Raw genomic sequence first — 19212 nt, forward strand, 5'->3', positions numbered from 1 at the left:
ATGGATCTTCAAAAATTTGATGAGATGATTGATGCTGTACAACGAGCAACTTGTATACAAATCAATGAAAAACAAAAAGAAGCTTTTAAACAAAAGTATGATTTTGAGCCGGAATTCGAATATGGAAGAGATGAGAAGGAGCATTATGTTATTCGAACTTCAAAAAAGATGTTAGAAGAAATGGAGTTTTATTTGGCATTGAAATATGATCAAGATGGAGTTGACCTTTATATGCAAGCAGAGATTGACGATATATGTCACGTATCTGTTAGCTATAGTGAAGATGTCCTACATTTACAGGAATTGTTTCAATTTCTAGAAGAAAATAAATAAAAGTCCTCATTTGAGGACTTTTATTTATTTTTAATTTTATAATTATAAGCTAGAAGCCCGGCGGCATCGTTCGATTGGGAATGGAATAACTTGTGCGATGTGATTAGGACCGAATTGTTTTGCACGAGCATGGCGTACTATATAAAATGCACACAGAATTGAAACAGGAATAGCACCGAATAAGCCAAAAAATAAAGCGCTTACACAAGATGCGACAAAACCTAAAACACCAACTTCCAACTCTTCCATAATAGCTCCTAGAATAACAGGAAGTGCTCCACACGTAACCCCTAGTATAAGTGCGATAAGTAAACTCATGATTATCCCCCTCTGTTTGCGATATTCTTTTCCTTTTATTTAATTTTAGTATATCATACACAAAACAGAATTTTCAGAAAAAATTCAAAAAAAGTTCAATAAATGTTCAAAAAGTGTTAAAAAATTTGCTTAAAAAATAGAAGGGGAGATTGTTTTGGAATAGAAGGACTCATATGTTTGAGAAAATAAAAAATCAGGCTTATTTCATTTTTTGAAATAAGCCTGTTCCATAGGAGGATGTATATATGTAGAGTGAATAAAAGGTTGGAAAAGGGGATCCAAGTCCTTTTATTCAACTAACTACCTTAATAAATTGGAACCCAGCCTTCAGTTGTAACAAAAATACGAATAGCTACAACTTGACGATCATCTTGCAAGGTAAAATAATGTCTTGCATTTTCAGGAACAGATATGAGATCGCCTGGCTCAAGTTCAACGTCAAAGAATTTCCCATCTTTTCCTTCAATAGCAAAGATGCCATGACCACTAATAATAAAGCGAACTTCATCATCGGTATGATGGTGTTCTTTTTGGAAATTAATTAATAATTCGTCAAGGTTAGGTGTGCTATTTGAAAGTGAAATTACATCATGTGCTTTATAACCTCGGCGCGCTGAAACATCAGCGATTTCTTTTGAAAACGCAGCTAATATTTCAGCCTTGTTTTCATCTGTTAACGAATAATTTTCATTTAAATGAGTAGGAAGCTTAGAAATATTCCATTTCTCATATAAAACGCCTTCCTCTTGTAGAAATTTAGATACTTCCACTTCATTTTCGATGCGAGTATTTACTTCATGAATACGAATTTGCGCCATTAGAAACGCCTCCTTGAATTGATAATAGTTTTATATGAAATTGGAATAAAAACTCATAAGCTTCTAACCTTTTCTTTGCATCAAAGCTATCTCGGCCCCATACGGTAATACCGTGGTTACGGATTAATACTGCTCCCGAATCTCCTTGTATATGCTTTCGGAAGTTTTCTCCAAGCGTTGGGATATGGGCATGGTTTTCGATAATAGGAATGTGAATTGTTGCACCTTCTTCCCAAATATCGAGAGCCTTAATAATTTCTTGATTTTGAAGGGTGACTGCATCACTATATAAATTTGTGATGACGTTATTATCAGTTGTATGAACATGAAGTACGCACCCAGCATTCGTATTGTTATAAATATGTGTATGCAATATTGTTTCTGCTGAAGGGCGTAATTCAGTCTCTAATACGGGAAGCCCTAGATGATCTACTAATAGAAAATCATCTGGAGTAGTTTTTGTTTTATCTTTACCACTTGCTGTAATAAGAAAAGTAAGTGGCTCATGACTAACCTTTATAGAAATATTACCACTCGTTGCTGGAAACCAATTTCGTGTTGTTAATTCTTTTTTTATCTCGCTTAAGTCATACCATTGACGAAAAAGTTGTTTCATGATTTCACCTCCAACAAATGTTTTAATTGGGTTTGAACATCGTGAAATGTTTCAAACGGTGTATAAGCAATATAATTCTCTTCACACTTTGTAATAAGGAAGTCGCGAGCAAATACTTTATCTGCTTGTTTCGCAGCTTGTAAATCAGTAATTGAATCTCCAATCACAATATGGAAGTCATTCGTATTACTTAATTTACGGATTAAAGATGATTTGCATAATCCGCAATGATTTTGACAATGATGATCACAAGGATGAGGCCACTTAACTGTAATGAATTCACTTGAAAAGTCTGTTTCATTACAGTAAATTTGCTCTTTTGGAATGATTCCTTGTAAGAGTGGATAGACGAAGAAATCCATTCCACCTGATATAACGTAAAAAGAAATGTTATTTTCATTTACAAATTGTATAAATTCATGAAAACCACTACGGATTTCAGCAGTTTCTATTAAAAATTGAATCATATCATCGTGTAGACTAGTAGGTATTAATTGAAATAATTGAGAAACACCTTCTTGAATAGACAGCTCTTGTGATAAAATTCTATTCTTTACTTCTTCGGCTTCTGATGGTGCGAATTTTTCCATAATGGACATAATGTTATCATTATTTGTAATCGTGCCATCGAAATCACAAAATACTTGAATACTCATAATTTCACCCCATGAGAAGGATTTCCCCATATTTGTAGTGCACTATGCAAATTTATGTCATCTACTTCATGGAGTGGTGTATTTTGCAAAGTAGCATTAATTGCAGTACGGAAAGCTTTACCGCCCCCTTGCGCCCCACTCGGATGTCCATGTATCCCGCCGCCAGCATTAATAACAACATCTTTACCGAAATCTCGTAGAATAAAGGGAACGAAACCAGGGTGAATACCAGCAGACGGAACAGAAAAACTCTTCTTGAAAAATGCATCGTCTTCAGTTAAATATTTTGAGATGGCAAGAGCCTCCTCTTTTTCTAGTGCAACACTTCCGTATGGAGATGGGAATAATGAAAAGTCAGCCCCGGCATAACGTAGTAGCTTTCCAAGTAATAATGGAAAGGAGACTCCATATAACTTGGATGCTGAATAAGCACCACTTACAGCAGGGTGTGCCATAATAGGAACTGGGATTTCATCATCTTCTGCAAGTGATTGTAGTACATCTAGTCCGTAAGCAAATACATTAAATAATAGAATATCTGCCCCAGCTTGCACTGCGCGTTTCGCATTTTCTTTTAAATCGAAAGTTCGTCCTGTTAAATTTACGGCATATAACGTTTTATGTCCGTATGTTTCATATACGGATTGTAAAACTTCTTTTCCAGATACAATGCGTTTCGTAAGTGGTGTTAATGTATTCTCAAATAATATTTCATCATCTTTTACTATATCTACACCACCAATTGCTTGATCGCGTAATTGCGTTTTTAAATACCCAATATTTCGTCCAATCATTCCTTTAAAAATACTCATTAAAAGGGGACGTTCATGCACTTGTAAAAGATTTCGAATACCATCTATCCCGAATTTTGGACCAGGGAAATATTGTTTTAACTCGTCTGAAAATGTTAAGTCGATTAATTTCACTTCACCATCAAGTGATAGCTTTCCGAATGTAGTTGTTAAAATTGCTGGTAAGTCCGGACTGAAGTTTAATAACGGATATTCGATTTTAATAATCCCGCGTTTAACTTTTTTACGTAAATACGAATTGGTATGTTCTTGTTCAGCTAGTTCCTCAACATGAATGACGTTGCCTTTATGCTGTTTTAATTGTTCTTGCAATAAGTGTGGCAAATGAGTCCAAGAACCAATTGTTAAACCGAGTGCAATTTGCTCGGCCTTTTTTTCTAAGTTATGTGAATCATCATGGATTAAATACGTTGCTATAATTTCGCTCATTGTTAAAACCTCCTAGTTAAATAAAAAAACCTCTCAGCTAAGGAGAGGTTTTTTTACAACCAGCTCCTTATCTGTCAGCATAATGCTGCGAGAATTAGCACCGTGTCTACAATTGTAGATCGGTTGCCGGGTTTCGTCGGGCTCGTCCCTCCACCTGCTCTTGATAAGAAGTATTTAGAAATGTTTAAATTTTTAAGATAACTGAATTTTGTCAGATATTTTTCATGTTGTCAATTACTTTTTGAAAAAATTTAATTTATCAATTCGATTAATGGCTTCTCGTAATCTATCTTCTGTATGCAAGAGACCAACACGGACATATCCTTCGCCATGTTCACCAAATCCAACACCAGGAGCAACTGCAACGTGTGCTTTTTCTAGTAAAATATCAGAAAATTGCTCAGATGTATATCCTTTCGGAACAGGAAGCCATGCAAAGAATGAGCCTGTTGGAATGTCTACATTCCAACCAATTGAGTGACAAGCTGAAACAAGAGCGTTTCTTCGAGATTCGTAACTATTTACAAGGTCTATTACGCAAGACTGTGAACTTAATAGTGCTTCGCGGGCAGCATCTTGAACTGCACCAAAAATACTAACATACATATGATCTTGTAATAAGTTAATTGTCTCAATCACACTTTCATTCCCCACAGCGAAAGCGATGCGCCATCCAGCCATATTGAAAGTTTTCGATAGAGTGTAAATTTCAATACCTGTATCTTTAGCACCGTCTGCTTGCAAGAAACTAACAGGTTTTTGACCATCGAATCCAATAGCACCGTAAGCAAAATCATGAACGACTAATATATTATGTTCATTAGCAAAATGAATGGTTTCATCAAAGAAATCTTTTGATGCAGTAGCACCGGTAGGATTATTTGGATAGTTTAAAAACATTAATTTTGCACGCTCGGCAATAGAGTCATCGATTTTCGTATAATCTGGTAAAAAATTCTTTTCTGCAATAAGCGGCATTGTTTCAAATTGTGCTTTAGCTAAAGCAACTCCTGATAAATAATCTGGATAGCCTGGATCTGGAACGAGAATAGTATCACCAGGGTTTGTAAAACAAACTGGTAATTCTACTAATCCAGCTTTTCCACCAAACAAAATAGCAACTTCTGTTTTGGGATTTACTACTACATCATATTCGCGTTGATAGAATGTTGCCACGGCTTCTTTTAAACTTTCGTGTCCGCGAAATGGCGGATATTTATGATGAATGGCCTTTTCAGCAGCGTCTTGTAAAGCTTTTACGATATGCTGCGGTGTTGGTTGATCTGGATTACCTTGTCCTAGATTAATAACATCGTGACCTGCTGCAACGACTTTGTTAACTTTTGCAACAAGTGAAGCGAAAAATTGTGTTGGCAATGATGTTACTATCTCAGAAGGTTGAAATAATTTCATACTTTCCACCTCTTTTGAAAGTTGTTACAATTCTAGTGACAAATGATATAATCTTTCCAGTATTTTGTAAAGAAAAAATTAAGAATGGGGCTGACAAAATGAAAGTCGCATGTATTCAAATGGATATTGTCTTTGGAGATGTAGAAAAAAATATTGAGAATGCTAAAAATAAAATAAGTGAAGCGATGAAAGAAAGACCAGATGTTATTGTCTTACCAGAACTGTGGACAACAGGATATGATTTAACGAGGCTTACTGAAATTGCAGATAGGGATGGATTGCAAACGAAAGAAAAGCTGAAAGAATGGTCGAAGCAATATGGTGTACATATTGTCGGTGGGTCTATAGCGAAGCAAACAGAGCAAGGTGTTACAAATACAATGTATGTTGTAACTAATAAAGGAGAACTAATTAATGAATATAGTAAAGTGCACTTATTTCAGCTTATGGATGAACATAAATATTTAATCGCTGGAAATAGTACAGGTGAATTTAAGCTAGATGATGTAGAGTGCGCCGGCACAATCTGTTATGATATTCGTTTTCCAGAGTGGATGCGCGTTCATACTGCTAAAGGTGCAAAAGTTTTATTTGTTGTAGCAGAATGGCCATTGGTTCGTTTAGCTCATTGGCGTTTGTTATTGCAAGCAAGAGCAGTTGAAAATCAGTGTTATGTTGTTGCCTGTAATAGGGCAGGGAAGGATCCGAATAATGAGTTTGCCGGTCATTCTTTAATTGTCGATCCTTGGGGCAAAGTTGTTGTAGAAGCGAATGAAGAAGAATCAATTTTATTTGGAGAGCTTCATTTTGAGAAAATTAAAGAAGTACGCAAAGGAATTCCAGTTTTTGCAGATCGTCGTCCAGAATTATACAAATAAAATGTTGACAAGGGATTTTTATTCTTGGTATAGTCTTCAACATAAAGTTAAAAATTCAAAAAATTATACAACTCTTATCAAGAGCAGGTGGAGGGATTTGGCCCGATGAAGCCCAGCAACCGACCGTAATACCATTGTGAAATGGGGCGTTTATTTACGCCAAAAGGCACGGTGCTAATTCCAGCAGAAAGTAAACCTTTCTGGCAGATAAGAGGGGAGAAGATAAACTTCAAACCTCTTTCTTTGTGGAAAGAGGTTTTTCTACGTCAGAAAAACCTCTGAATTTAAAAAAGGGGGAGAAGACGATGGGATATTATTCATTAACTGAAACGACAGCTATACAATATGCGAAAGAACACGGTTATTTTGAAAAGAAAGCAAATGTAGTTTGTCATGAAATTGGAGATGGAAATTTAAATTACGTGTTCAAATTAGATGATGGAGAGAAGTCTATTATAATAAAACAAGCACTGCCATATGCGAAAGTAGTTGGTGAGAGCTGGCCACTGTCTATAAAAAGAGCGACGATTGAAAGTAAAGCATTACAAATTTTTGCGAAGTATGTGCCGGAATATGTGCCGGGAGTGTACAGTCATGATGAAGAGTTAGCGGTAACAGTCATAGAAGATCTATCAAGGCTAACAATTGCAAGAAAAGGATTAATAGATGGAGAGGAGTACCCACTTTTATCTCAACATATTGGTCGTTTTCTAGCACATGTTTTGTTTTATACTTCAGATTTCGGGTTAGAGTCAGAAGAGAAAAGGGTACTAGAAGGTGCATTTGTAAACCCAGACCTTTGTAAGATTACAGAAGATTTAGTGTTTACAGATCCGTTCGGTCATTACGATACGAATGATTATGAGCCGGAGTTACAACTAGCGGTGGATGAATTGTGGAGTGACAAAACTTTAAAGTTAAAAGTCGCGCAATATAAATATAAATTTTTAACGAGAAAAGAAGCGCTTATTCACGGTGATTTACATACTGGTAGTATTTTTTCATCACCTTCTGAAACGAAAGTGATTGATCCGGAATTTGCAACATATGGCCCATTTGGATTTGATCTTGGTCAATTTATTGCAAATCTATTATTAAATGCTCTATCCAGAGAAGAAGAACAGAGAAGTTTGCTATTTTTCCATATTGAGAAGACGTGGAGTTATTTTGTAGAAACTTTTACGAAGTTATGGATTGGAGAAGGTGTAGAAGCATATACGAAAGAGAAACAATGGTTGCCGATTATTTTGCAAAATATTTTTAAGGATGCCGTTGGATTTGCTGGATGTGAGCTTATCCGTAGAACAATTGGCTTAGCGCATGTAGCTGATTTAGATGAAATAGCAAATAAAGAAACGAGAATTCAAGCTAAGAAACAAGCGCTATCCTTAGGTAAAGAACTAATAAAATATGAATCTAAGAGCGCTGATATTCAACTGTTCCGAACACTATTTCAACAGACAGTTCCAGGAGGTATAAAAGCATGAGTACAATTGTTACTGTTCCGAGGTCTGTCAGTTGGAAAGGTGATGCCATTGCAGTATTAAATCAAACAAAGTTGCCGCATAGCACAGAATACAAAACATTAACGACGATTGAAGAGGTATGGAAAAGTATTGTCATGCTAGAAGTACGAGGAGCACCTGCAATTGGAATTGTAGCTGCATTTGGCTTGGCGCTTGCATCAAAAAAATATAACACTGTACATATTGAAGAATTTCAAAAGAAGTTTAATAGAGATTGTAATTATTTAGGAACGTCACGCCCGACAGCAGTCAATTTATTTTGGGCAATCGATCGTATGAGAGAATCGATTCGAGAAATTACTACAATAAAAGAAGCACAAAAAATATTAGAAGAAGAAGCGCTTCTCATTCAGCAAGAAGATGAAGCGGTATGCCGGCGTATTGGAGAACATGCATTAACATGCTTTAAAGAAGGTGATAACATTTTAACAATTTGTAACGCTGGAAGTATTGCAACTGCTAGATATGGCACTGCATTAGCACCGTTTTATATTGGGAAAGAAAAGGGTGTACGTTTACATGCGTATGCGTGTGAAACGAGACCGGTTTTACAAGGCGGGCGTTTAACGACCTGGGAATTAAAACAGGCAAATATTGATGTAACACTTATTACCGATAATACGGCAGCTCATGCTATTCAAACGAAAGAAATAAACGCGATTATAGTAGGAGCGGACCGAATTGTCGCAAATGGAGATACAGCAAATAAAATTGGAACAATGAATTTAGCTATATTAGCAAAGTATTTCGATATTCCATTTTACGTTGCAGCTCCGTTATCTACGTTTGATATTACGAAACAAACAGGTACAGAAATTGTTATTGAAGAAAGAGATGAAACCGAAGTTACGAAAATTTTTGGAAAACAAGTGGCGCCAATTGGAACTGATGTTTATAATCCTGCATTTGACGTAACACCGAATGAATTAATTACAGGTATTATTACTGAAAAAGGCATCATACGTGGAGATTATAAACGGGAAATTGCATTATTATTTGAAAGACAAGCTAATACATAATAGCTTGTTTTTTTATGCCTAAATGTATTTCGCACTCTTATTTATATAATGAAAGGGGGAGAGAAAGATGGAAGAGTGGATCAGGATGATAGGTAATGTAGGGTTTCCGATTGTTGTAACATTATATTTACTCCATCGTATTGAAAGTAAATTAGATGGGGTAATTGTTGCAATCGAGAAACTCCCTAAACAATTACTAAAGTAGGAAGGTCCTAGCGATAGAAAGTAAAATAAAGTTTGCTCTTCGTGAGCAAACTTTATTTTTATTGAGCAGTATAGCCACCATCAATAACAACTGCTTGACCAGTTATACCCTTTGCTTTTTCGCTCGCTAAAAACATAGCATAATCAGAGATTTCTTGTACTTGTAATAAGCGTTTTTGTGGTACAAGTGGATAAATAACATCCTCTAAAACATTTTCAAGTGGTACGTTTCGTGTAGTAGCTAAATCTTGTAGTTGATTACGTACAAGAGGGGTATCGACATAACCAGGACAAAGCGCATTAACGGTAATTCCGTGAGTAGCGCCTTCTAAAGCGGCAACTTTTGTTAATCCAATTACGCCATGTTTCGCGCTATTGTAGGCGGATTTCCCTGCAAATCCAACGAGGCCATTAATGGAAGCGACATTAATAATTCGGCCATACTTTTGTTTTTTCATAATCGGGAAGGCATGCTTAATTGCGATAAAAGGAGCGATTTGCATAATTTTAATAAGTAGTTCGAACTTTTCAGTTGGAAAATCTTCAATTGGTGACACGTGCTGCATTCCTGCGTTGTTAATTAATATATGTAATGAACCGAAATGCGTAACGGTTTGAGAAATTGCAGCGGTAATTTCTTCTTCAGATGTAACATCACATTTTAAACCGATAGCTTGATAGCCTTCTTTTTGTAATTTTTCAGCAGCTTCTTTTGCACGTTCTTCAAGACGATCGGTAATCACAACTTTTGCACCTTCTTTTGCAAAAGCGTTTCCCATTTCATAACCAATACCGCTTGCAGCACCTGTTAAAAAGACAACTCGATTTGTAACCATGGTGAAAAACATCCCTTCGTAATAAAGTTCTCATATTGCTCTATTTAGAGAGTTGATAATAAAAATCCTGCAAAGATTTGGAAAAATATTGTTAGCTATCTTGTTTTGCAAAATAGTTCCTGCTATACTATTTTTTAAAGCAAGATACTTACGCTTATCTATCTTGTAAAACAAGATAGTGGGAGGATTTCAATTATGTCGACAAGTCAAATGCTGAAAGGGATTTTAGAAGGATGCTTACTTGCTATTATTTCTGAAGGTGAAATATACGGTTATGAAATGAGTGAAAAGCTAGCGAAGTATGGCTTTACAATGGCGAGTGAGGGAAGTATTTATCCGTTATTAATACGAATGCAAAAGGAAGGATTAATAACAAGTGTAATGAAGGAATCTCCATCTGGTCCAAAGCGGAAATATTATACATTAACAGAAAAAGGCGAGGAAGCACTTCATGAATTTATGGATCGCTGGGAAGCGATGCAAAGTAGTGTAGAGCGTCTGCTTGAGGGGAAGGGGAGAAAAAAATAATGTTATCAAGTGAAGCACGAAAGTTTTTATTAGATATGAGATTATTTTTAGTGGCAAAGAGTGTGAAAGAAAGCGATATTGAAAATTTTATAGAAGATGCGGAACTCCATTTAATTGAGGGTGAGAGTGATGGGAAAAGTGTAGAAGATATTTTCGGAAGCTCACCGCAAGAATATGCAAATGAACTTGTAAAAGTAATGGAAAAGGATAGACAAGAAACGTGGAAGCAAATTGGCTTTACAGTAATGAATATCGTATCGTTTTGGATTATTGCTTCTATCTTAATAGTGAATAACGGAATGTTACAGATTTCACTTATTCAGTGCATTGGCTATAGCTTTACATTGATCGTAGCTGTAATAAGTCCTAATTTTCTACTTCGTAAAATGACCTTCGTAACAAGTTTTACAAAAACATGGTTTGCTATGTGGTCTTTAGTCATGATTGTACCAATGTTTCTAATAGGGGCTGTAACGATATTAGATGTGATATATCCTACAAAAATGTTTATATTCACTCAAACGCAAAGCTATATATTAGCTGGAGGTATATTTATCATCACAGTAGCGATAAATATATATTTTGAAGGATGGTTTAAAAACTTATATTTAATTATTCCGCTTTCTATTATGTTAGTGTTTCAAACATTTACATCGGAAGACCTCGTGCCAATGTTATTTCAAATTATATGTTTATACGGAAGTTTGTTTATTTTAATTTTCCTTGAAATTATGATGAAGATGAATAGAAGAGAAGCTGTTTAATAAGGAAGGGGCTATAATGAAGGTTTCTAAAGAAGGAGAAAAGTTTTTAATTGATACGAAAGTGTATTTAATAACGAAGGGAATTAAAGAAGAAGATGTGGACGCTTTTTTAGAAGATGCAGAACTTCATTTAATAGAAGGTGAGAAAAAGGGAAAGATTGTAAAGGATATATTTGGTGATTCGCCAAAAGAGTATGCAGAAGAATTGGCGAAAGAGATGGAGAAGGATAAAGGCGGAAATGTAAAGACTATTTTAGGAATGATAATTGGAATAGGTGGATATTGGTTACTTACAAATATTTTATTTGAAAGCCCAAATCATGAATTTACATTAACGAATGTACAATTGATTGGATACCCAATTGTTTTAATGATTACGATTGTAGGAATTGTATTTGCTTTTAGAATGTCATCATTTAAGAGCAAAATAAAAGAATTTGGCATTATTTATGTAGCATCTTTGCTACCAATTCTATTACTAGTATTGTTAATGTTTATGAATAAATGGTATGGGACACCTGTATTGCAATTAACGACTATGCAAAGTTATATACTAGCTGGAATTGTTTTATTAGTGCTGTTAATTAGTGAAGCGTACATACTTGGATGGATTGGAATATTAGCTGTTATCGTACCGTTATTCATTATGTTTGTATTTAAAGGATTAGGAGAGAAAAATCCATACTGGGGAATGTTAGAATCTTTACTTCTGTACGGAAGTTTATATGTATTAATGAGATGGTCTTTAAAAATTGAAGAGAGAAAAAGTGTAAGCTAGTAGTTTGGAAGGAGGGAATGCGATGCTTTCTCATGAGTCACGAGATTTCCTTGCAAATACAGGTACTTATTTAACAGCAAAGGGGATAAGTGAAAAAGATATTGAATCATTTTTAGAAGATGCAGAATTGCATTTAACTGAAGGTGAAAAAAGGGGCAAGAGTGTAGAGGATATGTTTGGTGATTCACCAAAGGAATATGCAAATCAACTTGTAAAAGAAATGCAAGTTGATTATAAACGGAATCTAGGATGGCTAGCTACAGCTATTATGAGCATATTATGCTATTGGACTGTTCCAGATCTTTTATTTCGAAATTTAAATGAACCTTATACCATTTCTTTAATAGGGTTGATTGGATATCCGGTTATTTTAGTGTTAATGATTATGGGAGGAATTTTATTTTTAAGAGGTGCTAGTTTTCAAAGGAGTATGTTGAAAAAGAGCTTACTGCTATTTGGAGCAGTAATACTTACTTATTTACCAGTATTAATAATGTTCTTAAAAGATTGGTATAGTTTTCCTTTCTATGAAGTCCCTCAATTAGGAAGATATTTAATTGGAGGAGTTATACTAGTAATAACAACGATTGTAAATGTTCGGTCTCTTGGTTGGATTGGTTTGTTTGTGTTAGGAATTCCAATTTTTATGATAGTTATGGTTGAACAACTAGTAAGAGTATTTTTCTAATTAGAAGCTCTAGAGATGAAAGAAGAGGATGAGTATATATGTAAATCATACTAATATGTATATTAACTATTATGTTTCTAGGATTAATGACTTTAGGAATTTATACTGCTTTCACCAAAAGAGTATAATGAATATTTTAAACATCACGATATATTTTGCTCTTCAGTTTACTAGGAAAGTGGCTGCTCTGGATATACTATAAATTATTTCCAAAGAAATACTATATTTTGATTTTTAGAGAGAGTGCGTTTAGTTGTATATTGTATCCTTTGCAGCCGGGATTTGGTTTGTAGATTGGAATAAATTGTTTTAAACAGTAACAGGACAGTTACTGTTTTTTTCTTTGTAATAAAGAGCTTTGTAAAGAGAGTTCTTTTTGTTCGTTTGTTAATAAGGAATGAATATGGACGTTTTCAGGACGAGGTACGATAGGGTACATAAGATTTGATGGAGACGGATGGTGCTCCGATCCAGTTAGGGAATGAGGATCTGCGTGAGTAAGTTTTCCGTGAACACGTCTTGTAAATAAAATATGACCGATTTCGTGAGCGAGCGTATATATATTTTTCATGGGAGCAGCTGAATTTGTTAAAACGATATAACCAGTAAGTTGCTGTTGTTTTGCTAAAGAGTAAGCGCAGGCAATTACGGCTGTTTCTTTGAAATAATCACTGCCAATATAACAAATGTAAAGGTCGCATTCAGGAGCTTCATTTACACATGTTTGGAAAAAGGCTGCTAATTTTTCCTGACTTTGAATAGAATTTTTATAACTAATTTCACGGTCAGAAAAACGGAAAAGTTCATTTAAAATAATTACGTCTGTAATTTGAAATGTAATCGGGTGCCAAATTGATTCTGCTACTGCTAAATCTTTTGCGATACGGTCATCAGAAATATCGGCGCCTGGAGTAATGCAAATACATATATTGACGTATGGATCCATAAGGAACACCTCAACTGAAAAAATTCTTCTTATAATATATGTGGAAAAAAGCTCCTATGTATGGATAAACGCCTTGTTTATTACAAGTCGAAAAAATTTCATAGTTCTATAACGTAGTGTGATCCTCTTTTTGATATAGTAAAGAAAAGGGGGAGAATATATGTATACATTAAAAATCGTTTCAGACAGAGAAGCTCTTTATCAATTTGCAAGTTATGTAAGAGTTGTGCAAGGGGTGGAAGATGTATATGTAGAGGTGGGAGAACCTTTATATGAACATCCATTAATGAAGTTTTATGTACATATTAAGCTGGGGGAAACATATGAGCAACATAAAGCGTTACAAGAAATAGCAAGATTAGTAGAATTAGGGCGTTTTACATACGTTCATTATCGTAATGATGAAATTGAAGAAGCTTTTGAAGCTGTGAAATATGAAAGTTTTAAGAAATAAAAATGGAAAAAGGGAAGCGAAAGCTTCCTTTTTTTTCTTGGAAATTACATCAACAAAAGGAGAAAAATTTTGTTATGATAAGGGAGGGTGAGGAAAGGAGAATTTACATATTGGGGTATATTGAAGAGTTACGCAAAGTCGTTGGGACAAGACCACTTATTCTTGTTGGATCAGCAATAATTATACTAAATGATAATCAAGAAGTATTGCTTCAATATCGTTCAGATACATATGATTGGGGTGTACCTGGCGGAGCGATGGAACTAGGAGAAACGACGGAAGAAACTGCTCGCCGAGAATTATTCGAGGAGACGGGATTAACTGCAAAAATCATGCAATTTCTAGGTGTCTTATCAGGAAAGGAAGTATATTTCCGTTACCCTAATGGGGATGAAATTTTTAATGTTATTCATCTGTATCAGGGGCATAATGTGAGTGGAGAATTAAGGCTTGATCATGAGGGATTGAAGCTTCAATATTTTCCGGTAGATAAGTTACCAAAATTAAATGAAACGACAGAGAAAATTTTACAAAAATTTTTATATGCATTAACAGAATAGAAGGTTAATTCCTTCTATTTTTATTATATTAAATATTTTGATTTTTTAGTATGTTTATAGTATGATAGATGTAGACATACATCTTATGGAATTTCACCTAAAAACTGACTAGGGTACATAAGAGAGGGGCAAGTGCAAAATGCATAATGTTGTTATTACAGCTGCAGTTCGTTCGCCAATTGGAACTTTTGGAGGAGCGCTAAAAAATGTAACGCCAGTAGAATTAGCGGTTCCTGTACTTCAGGAAGCTGTAAAACGAGGCGGGGTAGAACCACACGAAGTTGATGAAGTAATTTTAGGTCATTGTATTCAAAGAACTGATGAAGCAAATACTGCAAGAACAGCTGCATTAGCGGCAGGATTTCCTGACACAGTTACGGGGTATACAATCCAACGCCAATGTTCTTCAGGTATGCAAGCAATTATGTCAGCTGCAATGCAAATTCAATTAGGTGTAAGTGATGTTGTAATTGCAGGTGGAGTAGAAGCAATGAGTTCAAGCCCTTATGCATTAAAACAGCACCGCTGGGGACAACGTCTACAGCACGGAGAAATTCGTGATACGGTGTGGGAAGTACTAGAAGATCCGATTCACCATATTATGATGGGTGAAACTGCGGAAAACTTAGTTGACCAATATGAAATTACAAGAGAGGAACAAGATGAAGTTGCGCTTCGCAGTCATACATTGGCACTGCAAGCAATCGAGTCTGGATATTTTGACGAGCAAATTGTTCCTATTACGATAAAAGAACGTAGAAAAGAAATAGTATTTTCGAAGGATGAACATCCACGTGCAGATATTACAGCGGAAAAATTAGCAGGATTAAAACCAGCTTTCCGTAAAGATGGATCTGTAACGGCAGGGAATGCATCTGGCCTTAATGATGGAAGTGCGGTTCTAGTATTAATGAGCGAAGAAAAAGCGAAAGAAAAAGGCTTACAGCCGTTAGCTAGAATTGTTGGATATTCAGTAGCTGGGGTAGATCCGAAAATTATGGGTATTGGACCAGCACCAGCAATTCGTAAAGGGTTAGAAAAAGTAGATTGGTCATTAGAAGATGCTGATTTACTGGAAATTAATGAAGCTTTCGCGGCTCAATACCTAGCTGTAGAGAAAGAATTAGGTTTAGACCGTGAAAAAGTGAATGTAAACGGTAGCGGTGTAGGACTTGGACATCCAATCGGTTGTACAGGAGCTCGTATTACGGTAAGTTTAATTCATGAATTGAAGAGACGCGGTTTAGAAAAAGGAATTGCCTCTCTATGCGTCGGTGGCGGTATTGGGGTAGCATTATTTATAGAAGCACTATAAAAAAGAAGCAGCAATCGCTGCTTCTTTTTTATTAAGAATCAAATAAATGATGAAATAATCGATCACGATTTTCAAAGAAAAGTTTTGTCGTTTGGTAATGCTCGGTTTCTTCTAATGTGGATTCATGAATCCCTTCTTGTGTTAAAGAATATATAGTGGATTCAGGATAAGCCATTAAAATAGGAGAATGCGTCGCGATAACAAATTGTGAACCTTGTTCCGCTAGTTCGTGCATTCGAATAAGCATGGAAAGTTGCCTCATTGGTGATAGAGCGGCCTCAGGCTCATCTAAAATGTATAAACCTTGTCCTGAAAAACGATTCATAAATAAGGAAAAGAATGATTCGCCGTGTGATTGTTTGTGTAGTGAGATACCACCATATGAGTCAATAACTGGATTCCCGCGTGCTTCTAGATCAGCATCCATCTCATCAATATAAGAAGCAACGTTATAAAATGATTCAGCGCGAAGAAAGAAACCGTCGTTTGGTGTATTGAAACTTTTAGAAATTCGAAGGTATTCATGTAAAGATGAATGTGAATCGTTTGTACTAAAGCGGAAATTCTTCGTTCCACCTTCTGCATTAAATCCTAAAGCGATTGCAATTGCTTCGAGTAATGTTGATTTTCCCGTTCCGTTTTCTCCAATAATGAATGTTACATTTGGGTGGAAGGCAAGTGATTGTAAAGTTCGGATAGCGGGTAGACAGTAAGGATATGCAGAAAAACTAGGGATATTTTCTTTTTTTAATGTGACATTTTTTAAAAAGGGTACGTCAATCAATATATAAACCTCAATTCATAACGGATTTTGATTCTAAAAAAGCAGCAAATACAAGAGTAAGGCAACTTGCAAATAGTATTGTATATTGAAGTGCGCCAAAGCCAAGACCTTCCCAGCCGAAAGTCATTCTCTTCCATATGAAAATAAAAAGAACGCTTATAAAGCCAACGAGAGCAGGCATATATTTTATAATTTTTAAGTGCTTCCACAGAAAAAAGCTGATGTATGTAAGTACAAAGAAGATAAGCAGAATGAGAAAAAAGGCAAGTGTTAATGAAACGTGAACCTCTCCTTATTTTCTGAATATTTTATGTGGATTATAACATGTAAACTATCATATTCCAATGTGAAAATAAATATTGCATCAAGATCAATTCTCTCGTTATGATAGATGGTATTCTATTGAAGATATGAAAAGGAGTTCAAACATGCCGTTTACATTTGCGCATCCAGCAGCAATTCTTCCTTTGGTGAAAAAGCGTTCTCAATATATTTCAGTAACGGCTCTTATATTAGGGAGTATGGCGCCTGATTTTGAATATTTTTTATACTTTAGACCGTATGGTGTTATTGGTCATACAGGGCTTGGGTTCTTATATTTAAATTTACCGCTTGTATTTCTACTCGCATACATATATCATTACATTTTAAAAAAGCCGTTTATAACACATTTACCTAAACCGTTTGCTGGCTATTTTGCATATGCAGTAGATGAGCGGTGGGGGCTTCATACATGGAAGGATTTCTTTGTATTTTGCTATTCTGCTTTATTTGGTATGCTCACGCATGTCGTTTGGGATGCATTTACTCATAATACAGGCTATTTTGTTACGAAGATACTATTGTTACAAAGAGGATTACATAGTATTCCAGTGTATAAATATATGCAACATGGGAGTACATGTGTTGGTTTCTTATTACTATTATACGTACTATGGAAGTATAAAGATGAAACAGGGAAAGATATTATGATAGCTTCAGAAAAAAGGGAGTATTGGGTTTCGGCAATAATTGTGGCAGCTCTTATATTTATCGTTCACGCGTTCGTAGATCCCTATTTTCATATTTTCCAAATAGGAGGTATAATAGTATCTGGACTGACAAGTTCGTTTTGTGGACTTCTCATTGTTTCTATAGTTTACAAAGCAAAGGACTAATTTACATTAATGAATGATAGTGTTAGGAGAAATTATATGATGAAAGCATGGAAAAGTATTTTTGTTTTATGTAGTTTTCTTCTTATGTTAAGTGGTTGCTTCCATCAAGAAGAAAAGAAAGCTGAACCGAAGAAGAAAGAATCTATTCCTGAAACAAAAGAATATGGTGGGCGTGAGCTGAAAAAAGTAGGACAAAAAGTGAAAGAAACAGGGTGGGGTACTTTTAAGTTAGACCAGATTCAATCTGTGAATCAAACATTTGAAGTAGCACCAATGAAAATTCACATGCAAGATGTGAAAGTAATCTCTTTATCGCAGATGAGTAAAGATGCAAAAAATACATTAAAAGTATATACGGCATTAACTCCTGAAGAAGTAAAGCGTAGATTAGGAGATAAAGTAAGTCAAGAAGATGCGGAGTTATATGCATCGATCAGTGGTACAGAAATTAGTGATACGATTCGTTACGTTGAAATTACATATAAGGTGGAAAATACCGGGAATAAAAATATGCAATTTTTCTCTATGAATGATGTTACGATTAATGATAAGCAACACTTTAAAGTAGCAACTCAAAACTTTTTATATGATGAAGATACGCTCATTGGTACAAAAAATGTATCAAGAGAAGACTATAAGCCTGGTGAAACAAGAGATGGTATTATCGGCTTAATACTTGATGATGGAAAAGAAAAGGTAAAGAATATTAAGTTTACAACAGATAATGTAGTTGCAGCAGATGCAGAAACGCAAGATGTTGTAAAAGAGGCACAAACTTTTAATATCTCACTTTCTGAGTAGGGGATTTTTAAAAACATATAAGAAAAAACAGTCAGCGCTAAAAATATTATGCTGACTGTTTTTGCTGTTCTTTTATGTATGAATCTACATTTTGAAAAGGTACCTTAATTTTAAACGCATCTTTTTGTTCATTAAATTGCTTTTCATTATAAGGGCCAAAACGTTTATTATGCTTTACGTCAATAATCCAATAATGCTCACTTTTTTTATTTGCAATTGCTCCGTCAGGGTTATTCGGATCTGACTTTTCCTCAATTTGTTTTGCAATAATGTATTTATCATCCCAAGCAATGTCTGTAATTTTTGCAGGAATGTATTGTGTGGCATATACAGCATCTTGCGATGGGAAAAGTTCAAATGCATTTCCAGAAGTACGTATGAGTTCGTATTCATCGTTAATCGTATAAGTTATATGATTTGTATTTCCAGCACAACCGGCTAATAGGAATGCGACGAATAGGATTATCCATTTTTTCAATATGGGAACCTCCTTTACAATGCTGTTGTAACACATTGTACAAGAAAAGTAAGAGAAACGCTAGTTTACAATGTTTTTTAGAAGTGGTACGATGAGACGGG

25 protein-coding genes, 1 pseudogene and 2 riboswitches are annotated in these 19212 nt (G+C 35.2%); of the genes and pseudogenes, 15 read left to right on the top strand and 11 right to left on the bottom strand.

What is annotated here, in order from left to right; genetic code table 11:
• Complete coding sequence (locus tag MKO96_RS10650) at window positions 1–333, top strand: DUF3909 family protein (RefSeq protein WP_240587461.1); 333 nt, start codon at window positions 1–3, stop codon at window positions 331–333.
• Window positions 334–375: 42 nt separating this feature from the next.
• Here the strand turns inward: MKO96_RS10650 and MKO96_RS10655 are convergent, their stop codons facing one another.
• The 6 genes from MKO96_RS10655 to MKO96_RS10680 form a co-directional block, all read right to left on the bottom strand.
• Window positions 376–651: a hypothetical protein gene (locus MKO96_RS10655; protein ID WP_000054671.1), complete on the bottom strand. Its 276-nt coding sequence runs from the start codon at window positions 649–651 to the stop codon at window positions 376–378.
• A gap of 305 nt (window positions 652–956) precedes the next feature.
• The gene (locus MKO96_RS10660; protein ID WP_087981763.1) at window positions 957–1469 is read right to left on the bottom strand and encodes a 1,2-dihydroxy-3-keto-5-methylthiopentene dioxygenase; all 513 of its coding nucleotides are present in this window, start codon (window positions 1467–1469) and stop codon (window positions 957–959) included.
• A complete protein-coding gene (locus MKO96_RS10665; protein WP_000811321.1) occupies window positions 1447–2085 on the bottom strand; it encodes a methylthioribulose 1-phosphate dehydratase in 639 nt (212 codons plus the stop codon). The genes MKO96_RS10660 and MKO96_RS10665 overlap by 23 nt, the downstream gene beginning before the upstream one ends.
• Window positions 2082–2741 carry a 2-hydroxy-3-keto-5-methylthiopentenyl-1-phosphate phosphatase gene (locus tag MKO96_RS10670; RefSeq protein ID WP_240587462.1) on the bottom strand — a complete coding sequence of 220 codons (660 nt, stop codon included), beginning with the start codon at window positions 2739–2741 and terminating at the stop codon, window positions 2082–2084. Before MKO96_RS10670 ends, MKO96_RS10665 begins: the two co-directional genes overlap by 4 nt.
• On the bottom strand, window positions 2738–3982 hold the full coding sequence (mtnW, locus tag MKO96_RS10675; RefSeq protein ID WP_240587463.1) for a 2,3-diketo-5-methylthiopentyl-1-phosphate enolase: 1245 nt from the start codon (window positions 3980–3982) through the stop codon (window positions 2738–2740). The genes MKO96_RS10670 and mtnW overlap by 4 nt, the downstream gene beginning before the upstream one ends.
• 64 nt (window positions 3983–4046) lie before the next feature.
• Window positions 4047–4152: riboswitch (SAM riboswitch) on the bottom strand.
• A gap of 64 nt (window positions 4153–4216) precedes the next feature.
• On the bottom strand, window positions 4217–5395 hold the full coding sequence (locus MKO96_RS10680) for a pyridoxal phosphate-dependent aminotransferase (protein ID WP_240587464.1): 1179 nt from the start codon (window positions 5393–5395) through the stop codon (window positions 4217–4219).
• 14 nt (window positions 5396–5409) lie between these two features.
• Here MKO96_RS10680 and MKO96_RS10685 point away from each other — a divergent pair, with 14 nt between their 5' ends.
• The 4 genes from MKO96_RS10685 (at window position 5410) to MKO96_RS10700 (ending at window position 9023) form a co-directional block, all read left to right on the top strand.
• Entirely contained in the window at window positions 5410–6273 is an 864-nt protein-coding gene (locus MKO96_RS10685) for a carbon-nitrogen family hydrolase (protein ID WP_240587577.1), read from the top strand.
• A 71-nt stretch (window positions 6274–6344) separates the two neighbouring features.
• Window positions 6345–6487: riboswitch (SAM riboswitch) on the top strand.
• 91 nt (window positions 6488–6578) lie between these two features.
• Window positions 6579–7760 carry an S-methyl-5-thioribose kinase gene (gene mtnK / locus MKO96_RS10690; RefSeq protein WP_087982717.1) on the top strand — a complete coding sequence of 394 codons (1182 nt, stop codon included), beginning with the start codon at window positions 6579–6581 and terminating at the stop codon, window positions 7758–7760.
• Complete coding sequence (mtnA, locus tag MKO96_RS10695; RefSeq protein ID WP_240587465.1) at window positions 7757–8818, top strand: S-methyl-5-thioribose-1-phosphate isomerase; 1062 nt, start codon at window positions 7757–7759, stop codon at window positions 8816–8818. The genes mtnK and mtnA overlap by 4 nt, the downstream gene beginning before the upstream one ends.
• Window positions 8819–8885: 67 nt before the next feature.
• Window positions 8886–9023, top strand: a complete 138-nt coding sequence (locus MKO96_RS10700) for a YvrJ family protein (protein WP_000393342.1) — start codon at window positions 8886–8888, stop codon at window positions 9021–9023.
• Window positions 9024–9081: 58 nt separating this feature from the next.
• On the opposite strand, the gene MKO96_RS10705 is transcribed toward MKO96_RS10700, so the two are convergent.
• Window positions 9082–9858, bottom strand: coding sequence for a 3-hydroxybutyrate dehydrogenase (locus tag MKO96_RS10705; protein ID WP_240587466.1), 777 nt, complete (start codon window positions 9856–9858; stop codon window positions 9082–9084).
• A 195-nt stretch (window positions 9859–10053) separates the two neighbouring features.
• On the opposite strand from MKO96_RS10705, the gene MKO96_RS10710 reads away from it, so the two are divergent.
• The 5 genes and pseudogenes from MKO96_RS10710 to MKO96_RS10730 all read left to right on the top strand — a co-directional run bounded on the left by MKO96_RS10710 (window position 10054) and on the right by MKO96_RS10730 (window position 12929).
• Window positions 10054–10386, top strand: coding sequence for a PadR family transcriptional regulator (locus tag MKO96_RS10710; protein WP_000107986.1), 333 nt, complete (start codon window positions 10054–10056; stop codon window positions 10384–10386).
• Window positions 10386–11150, top strand: coding sequence for a DUF1129 domain-containing protein (locus tag MKO96_RS10715; protein WP_240587467.1), 765 nt, complete (start codon window positions 10386–10388; stop codon window positions 11148–11150). Before MKO96_RS10710 ends, MKO96_RS10715 begins: the two co-directional genes overlap by 1 nt.
• 16 nt (window positions 11151–11166) lie before the next feature.
• Window positions 11167–11928 (top strand): DUF1129 domain-containing protein, encoded by a 762-nt coding sequence (locus MKO96_RS10720; protein ID WP_240587468.1) that lies wholly within the window; start codon window positions 11167–11169, stop codon window positions 11926–11928.
• Between the two features lie 22 nt (window positions 11929–11950).
• Window positions 11951–12616 (top strand): DUF1129 domain-containing protein, encoded by a 666-nt coding sequence (locus tag MKO96_RS10725; RefSeq protein ID WP_240587469.1) that lies wholly within the window; start codon window positions 11951–11953, stop codon window positions 12614–12616.
• A 71-nt stretch (window positions 12617–12687) separates the two neighbouring features.
• A pseudogene (locus MKO96_RS10730) lies at window positions 12688–12929 on the top strand (DNA-binding protein).
• 15 nt (window positions 12930–12944) lie between these two features.
• On the opposite strand, the gene MKO96_RS10735 reads toward MKO96_RS10730, so the two are convergent.
• Window positions 12945–13562, bottom strand: coding sequence for an ImmA/IrrE family metallo-endopeptidase (locus MKO96_RS10735; protein WP_240587470.1), 618 nt, complete (start codon window positions 13560–13562; stop codon window positions 12945–12947).
• Window positions 13563–13722: 160 nt separating this feature from the next.
• Here MKO96_RS10735 and MKO96_RS10740 point away from each other — a divergent pair, with 160 nt between their 5' ends.
• The 3 genes from MKO96_RS10740 (at window position 13723) to MKO96_RS10750 (ending at window position 15891) form a co-directional block, all read left to right on the top strand.
• Window positions 13723–14016 carry a DUF3928 family protein gene (locus MKO96_RS10740; protein WP_000288329.1) on the top strand — a complete coding sequence of 98 codons (294 nt, stop codon included), beginning with the start codon at window positions 13723–13725 and terminating at the stop codon, window positions 14014–14016.
• A 110-nt stretch (window positions 14017–14126) separates the two neighbouring features.
• Window positions 14127–14576, top strand: coding sequence for an NUDIX hydrolase (locus tag MKO96_RS10745; protein WP_240587471.1), 450 nt, complete (start codon window positions 14127–14129; stop codon window positions 14574–14576).
• Between the two features lie 139 nt (window positions 14577–14715).
• Window positions 14716–15891 carry an acetyl-CoA C-acetyltransferase gene (locus tag MKO96_RS10750; RefSeq protein WP_000552069.1) on the top strand — a complete coding sequence of 392 codons (1176 nt, stop codon included), beginning with the start codon at window positions 14716–14718 and terminating at the stop codon, window positions 15889–15891.
• Between the two features lie 31 nt (window positions 15892–15922).
• On the opposite strand, the gene MKO96_RS10755 is transcribed toward MKO96_RS10750, so the two are convergent.
• Window positions 15923–16675 (bottom strand): AAA family ATPase, encoded by a 753-nt coding sequence (locus tag MKO96_RS10755; protein ID WP_000567977.1) that lies wholly within the window; start codon window positions 16673–16675, stop codon window positions 15923–15925.
• Window positions 16676–16685: 10 nt separating this feature from the next.
• Window positions 16686–16928 (bottom strand): hypothetical protein, encoded by a 243-nt coding sequence (locus MKO96_RS10760; RefSeq protein WP_240587578.1) that lies wholly within the window; start codon window positions 16926–16928, stop codon window positions 16686–16688.
• Between the two features lie 175 nt (window positions 16929–17103).
• On the opposite strand from MKO96_RS10760, the gene MKO96_RS10765 reads away from it, so the two are divergent.
• Together MKO96_RS10765 and MKO96_RS10770 are read left to right on the top strand one after the other, a co-directional pair.
• Window positions 17104–17832 carry a DUF4184 family protein gene (locus tag MKO96_RS10765; protein WP_240587472.1) on the top strand — a complete coding sequence of 243 codons (729 nt, stop codon included), beginning with the start codon at window positions 17104–17106 and terminating at the stop codon, window positions 17830–17832.
• A 36-nt stretch (window positions 17833–17868) separates the two neighbouring features.
• Window positions 17869–18633 (top strand): hypothetical protein, encoded by a 765-nt coding sequence (locus MKO96_RS10770; protein ID WP_240587473.1) that lies wholly within the window; start codon window positions 17869–17871, stop codon window positions 18631–18633.
• Between the two features lie 46 nt (window positions 18634–18679).
• Here the strand turns inward: MKO96_RS10770 and MKO96_RS10775 are convergent, their stop codons facing one another.
• The gene (locus tag MKO96_RS10775) at window positions 18680–19111 is read right to left on the bottom strand and encodes a DUF3997 domain-containing protein (RefSeq protein ID WP_240587474.1); all 432 of its coding nucleotides are present in this window, start codon (window positions 19109–19111) and stop codon (window positions 18680–18682) included.
• Window positions 19112–19212 lie beyond the last annotated feature (101 nt).

The organism is Bacillus sp. ES1-5, assembly GCF_022487605.1.
Lineage (GTDB): Bacteria > Bacillota > Bacilli > Bacillales > Bacillaceae_G > Bacillus_A > Bacillus_A wiedmannii.

Excerpts from the sequence above, each read along its gene's own strand:
- MKO96_RS10650 (WP_240587461.1), top strand. The coding sequence starts at position 1 with ATGGATCTTCAAAAATTTGATGAGATGATTGATGCTGTACAACGAGCA.
- MKO96_RS10655 (WP_000054671.1), bottom strand. The coding sequence starts at position 651 with ATGAGTTTACTTATCGCACTTATACTAGGGGTTACGTGTGGAGCACTT.
- MKO96_RS10660 (WP_087981763.1), bottom strand. The coding sequence starts at position 1,469 with ATGGCGCAAATTCGTATTCATGAAGTAAATACTCGCATCGAAAATGAA.
- MKO96_RS10665 (WP_000811321.1), bottom strand. The coding sequence starts at position 2,085 with ATGAAACAACTTTTTCGTCAATGGTATGACTTAAGCGAGATAAAAAAA.
- MKO96_RS10670 (WP_240587462.1), bottom strand. The coding sequence starts at position 2,741 with ATGAGTATTCAAGTATTTTGTGATTTCGATGGCACGATTACAAATAAT.
- mtnW (WP_240587463.1), bottom strand. The coding sequence starts at position 3,982 with ATGAGCGAAATTATAGCAACGTATTTAATCCATGATGATTCACATAAC.
- MKO96_RS10680 (WP_240587464.1), bottom strand. The coding sequence starts at position 5,395 with ATGAAATTATTTCAACCTTCTGAGATAGTAACATCATTGCCAACACAA.
- mtnK (WP_087982717.1), top strand. The coding sequence starts at position 6,579 with ATGGGATATTATTCATTAACTGAAACGACAGCTATACAATATGCGAAA.
- mtnA (WP_240587465.1), top strand. The coding sequence starts at position 7,757 with ATGAGTACAATTGTTACTGTTCCGAGGTCTGTCAGTTGGAAAGGTGAT.
- MKO96_RS10700 (WP_000393342.1), top strand. The coding sequence starts at position 8,886 with ATGGAAGAGTGGATCAGGATGATAGGTAATGTAGGGTTTCCGATTGTT.
- MKO96_RS10705 (WP_240587466.1), bottom strand. The coding sequence starts at position 9,858 with ATGGTTACAAATCGAGTTGTCTTTTTAACAGGTGCTGCAAGCGGTATT.
- MKO96_RS10710 (WP_000107986.1), top strand. The coding sequence starts at position 10,054 with ATGTCGACAAGTCAAATGCTGAAAGGGATTTTAGAAGGATGCTTACTT.
- MKO96_RS10715 (WP_240587467.1), top strand. The coding sequence starts at position 10,386 with ATGTTATCAAGTGAAGCACGAAAGTTTTTATTAGATATGAGATTATTT.
- MKO96_RS10720 (WP_240587468.1), top strand. The coding sequence starts at position 11,167 with ATGAAGGTTTCTAAAGAAGGAGAAAAGTTTTTAATTGATACGAAAGTG.
- MKO96_RS10725 (WP_240587469.1), top strand. The coding sequence starts at position 11,951 with ATGCTTTCTCATGAGTCACGAGATTTCCTTGCAAATACAGGTACTTAT.
- MKO96_RS10735 (WP_240587470.1), bottom strand. The coding sequence starts at position 13,562 with ATGGATCCATACGTCAATATATGTATTTGCATTACTCCAGGCGCCGAT.
- MKO96_RS10740 (WP_000288329.1), top strand. The coding sequence starts at position 13,723 with ATGTATACATTAAAAATCGTTTCAGACAGAGAAGCTCTTTATCAATTT.
- MKO96_RS10750 (WP_000552069.1), top strand. The coding sequence starts at position 14,716 with ATGCATAATGTTGTTATTACAGCTGCAGTTCGTTCGCCAATTGGAACT.
- MKO96_RS10765 (WP_240587472.1), top strand. The coding sequence starts at position 17,104 with ATGCCGTTTACATTTGCGCATCCAGCAGCAATTCTTCCTTTGGTGAAA.
- MKO96_RS10770 (WP_240587473.1), top strand. The coding sequence starts at position 17,869 with ATGATGAAAGCATGGAAAAGTATTTTTGTTTTATGTAGTTTTCTTCTT.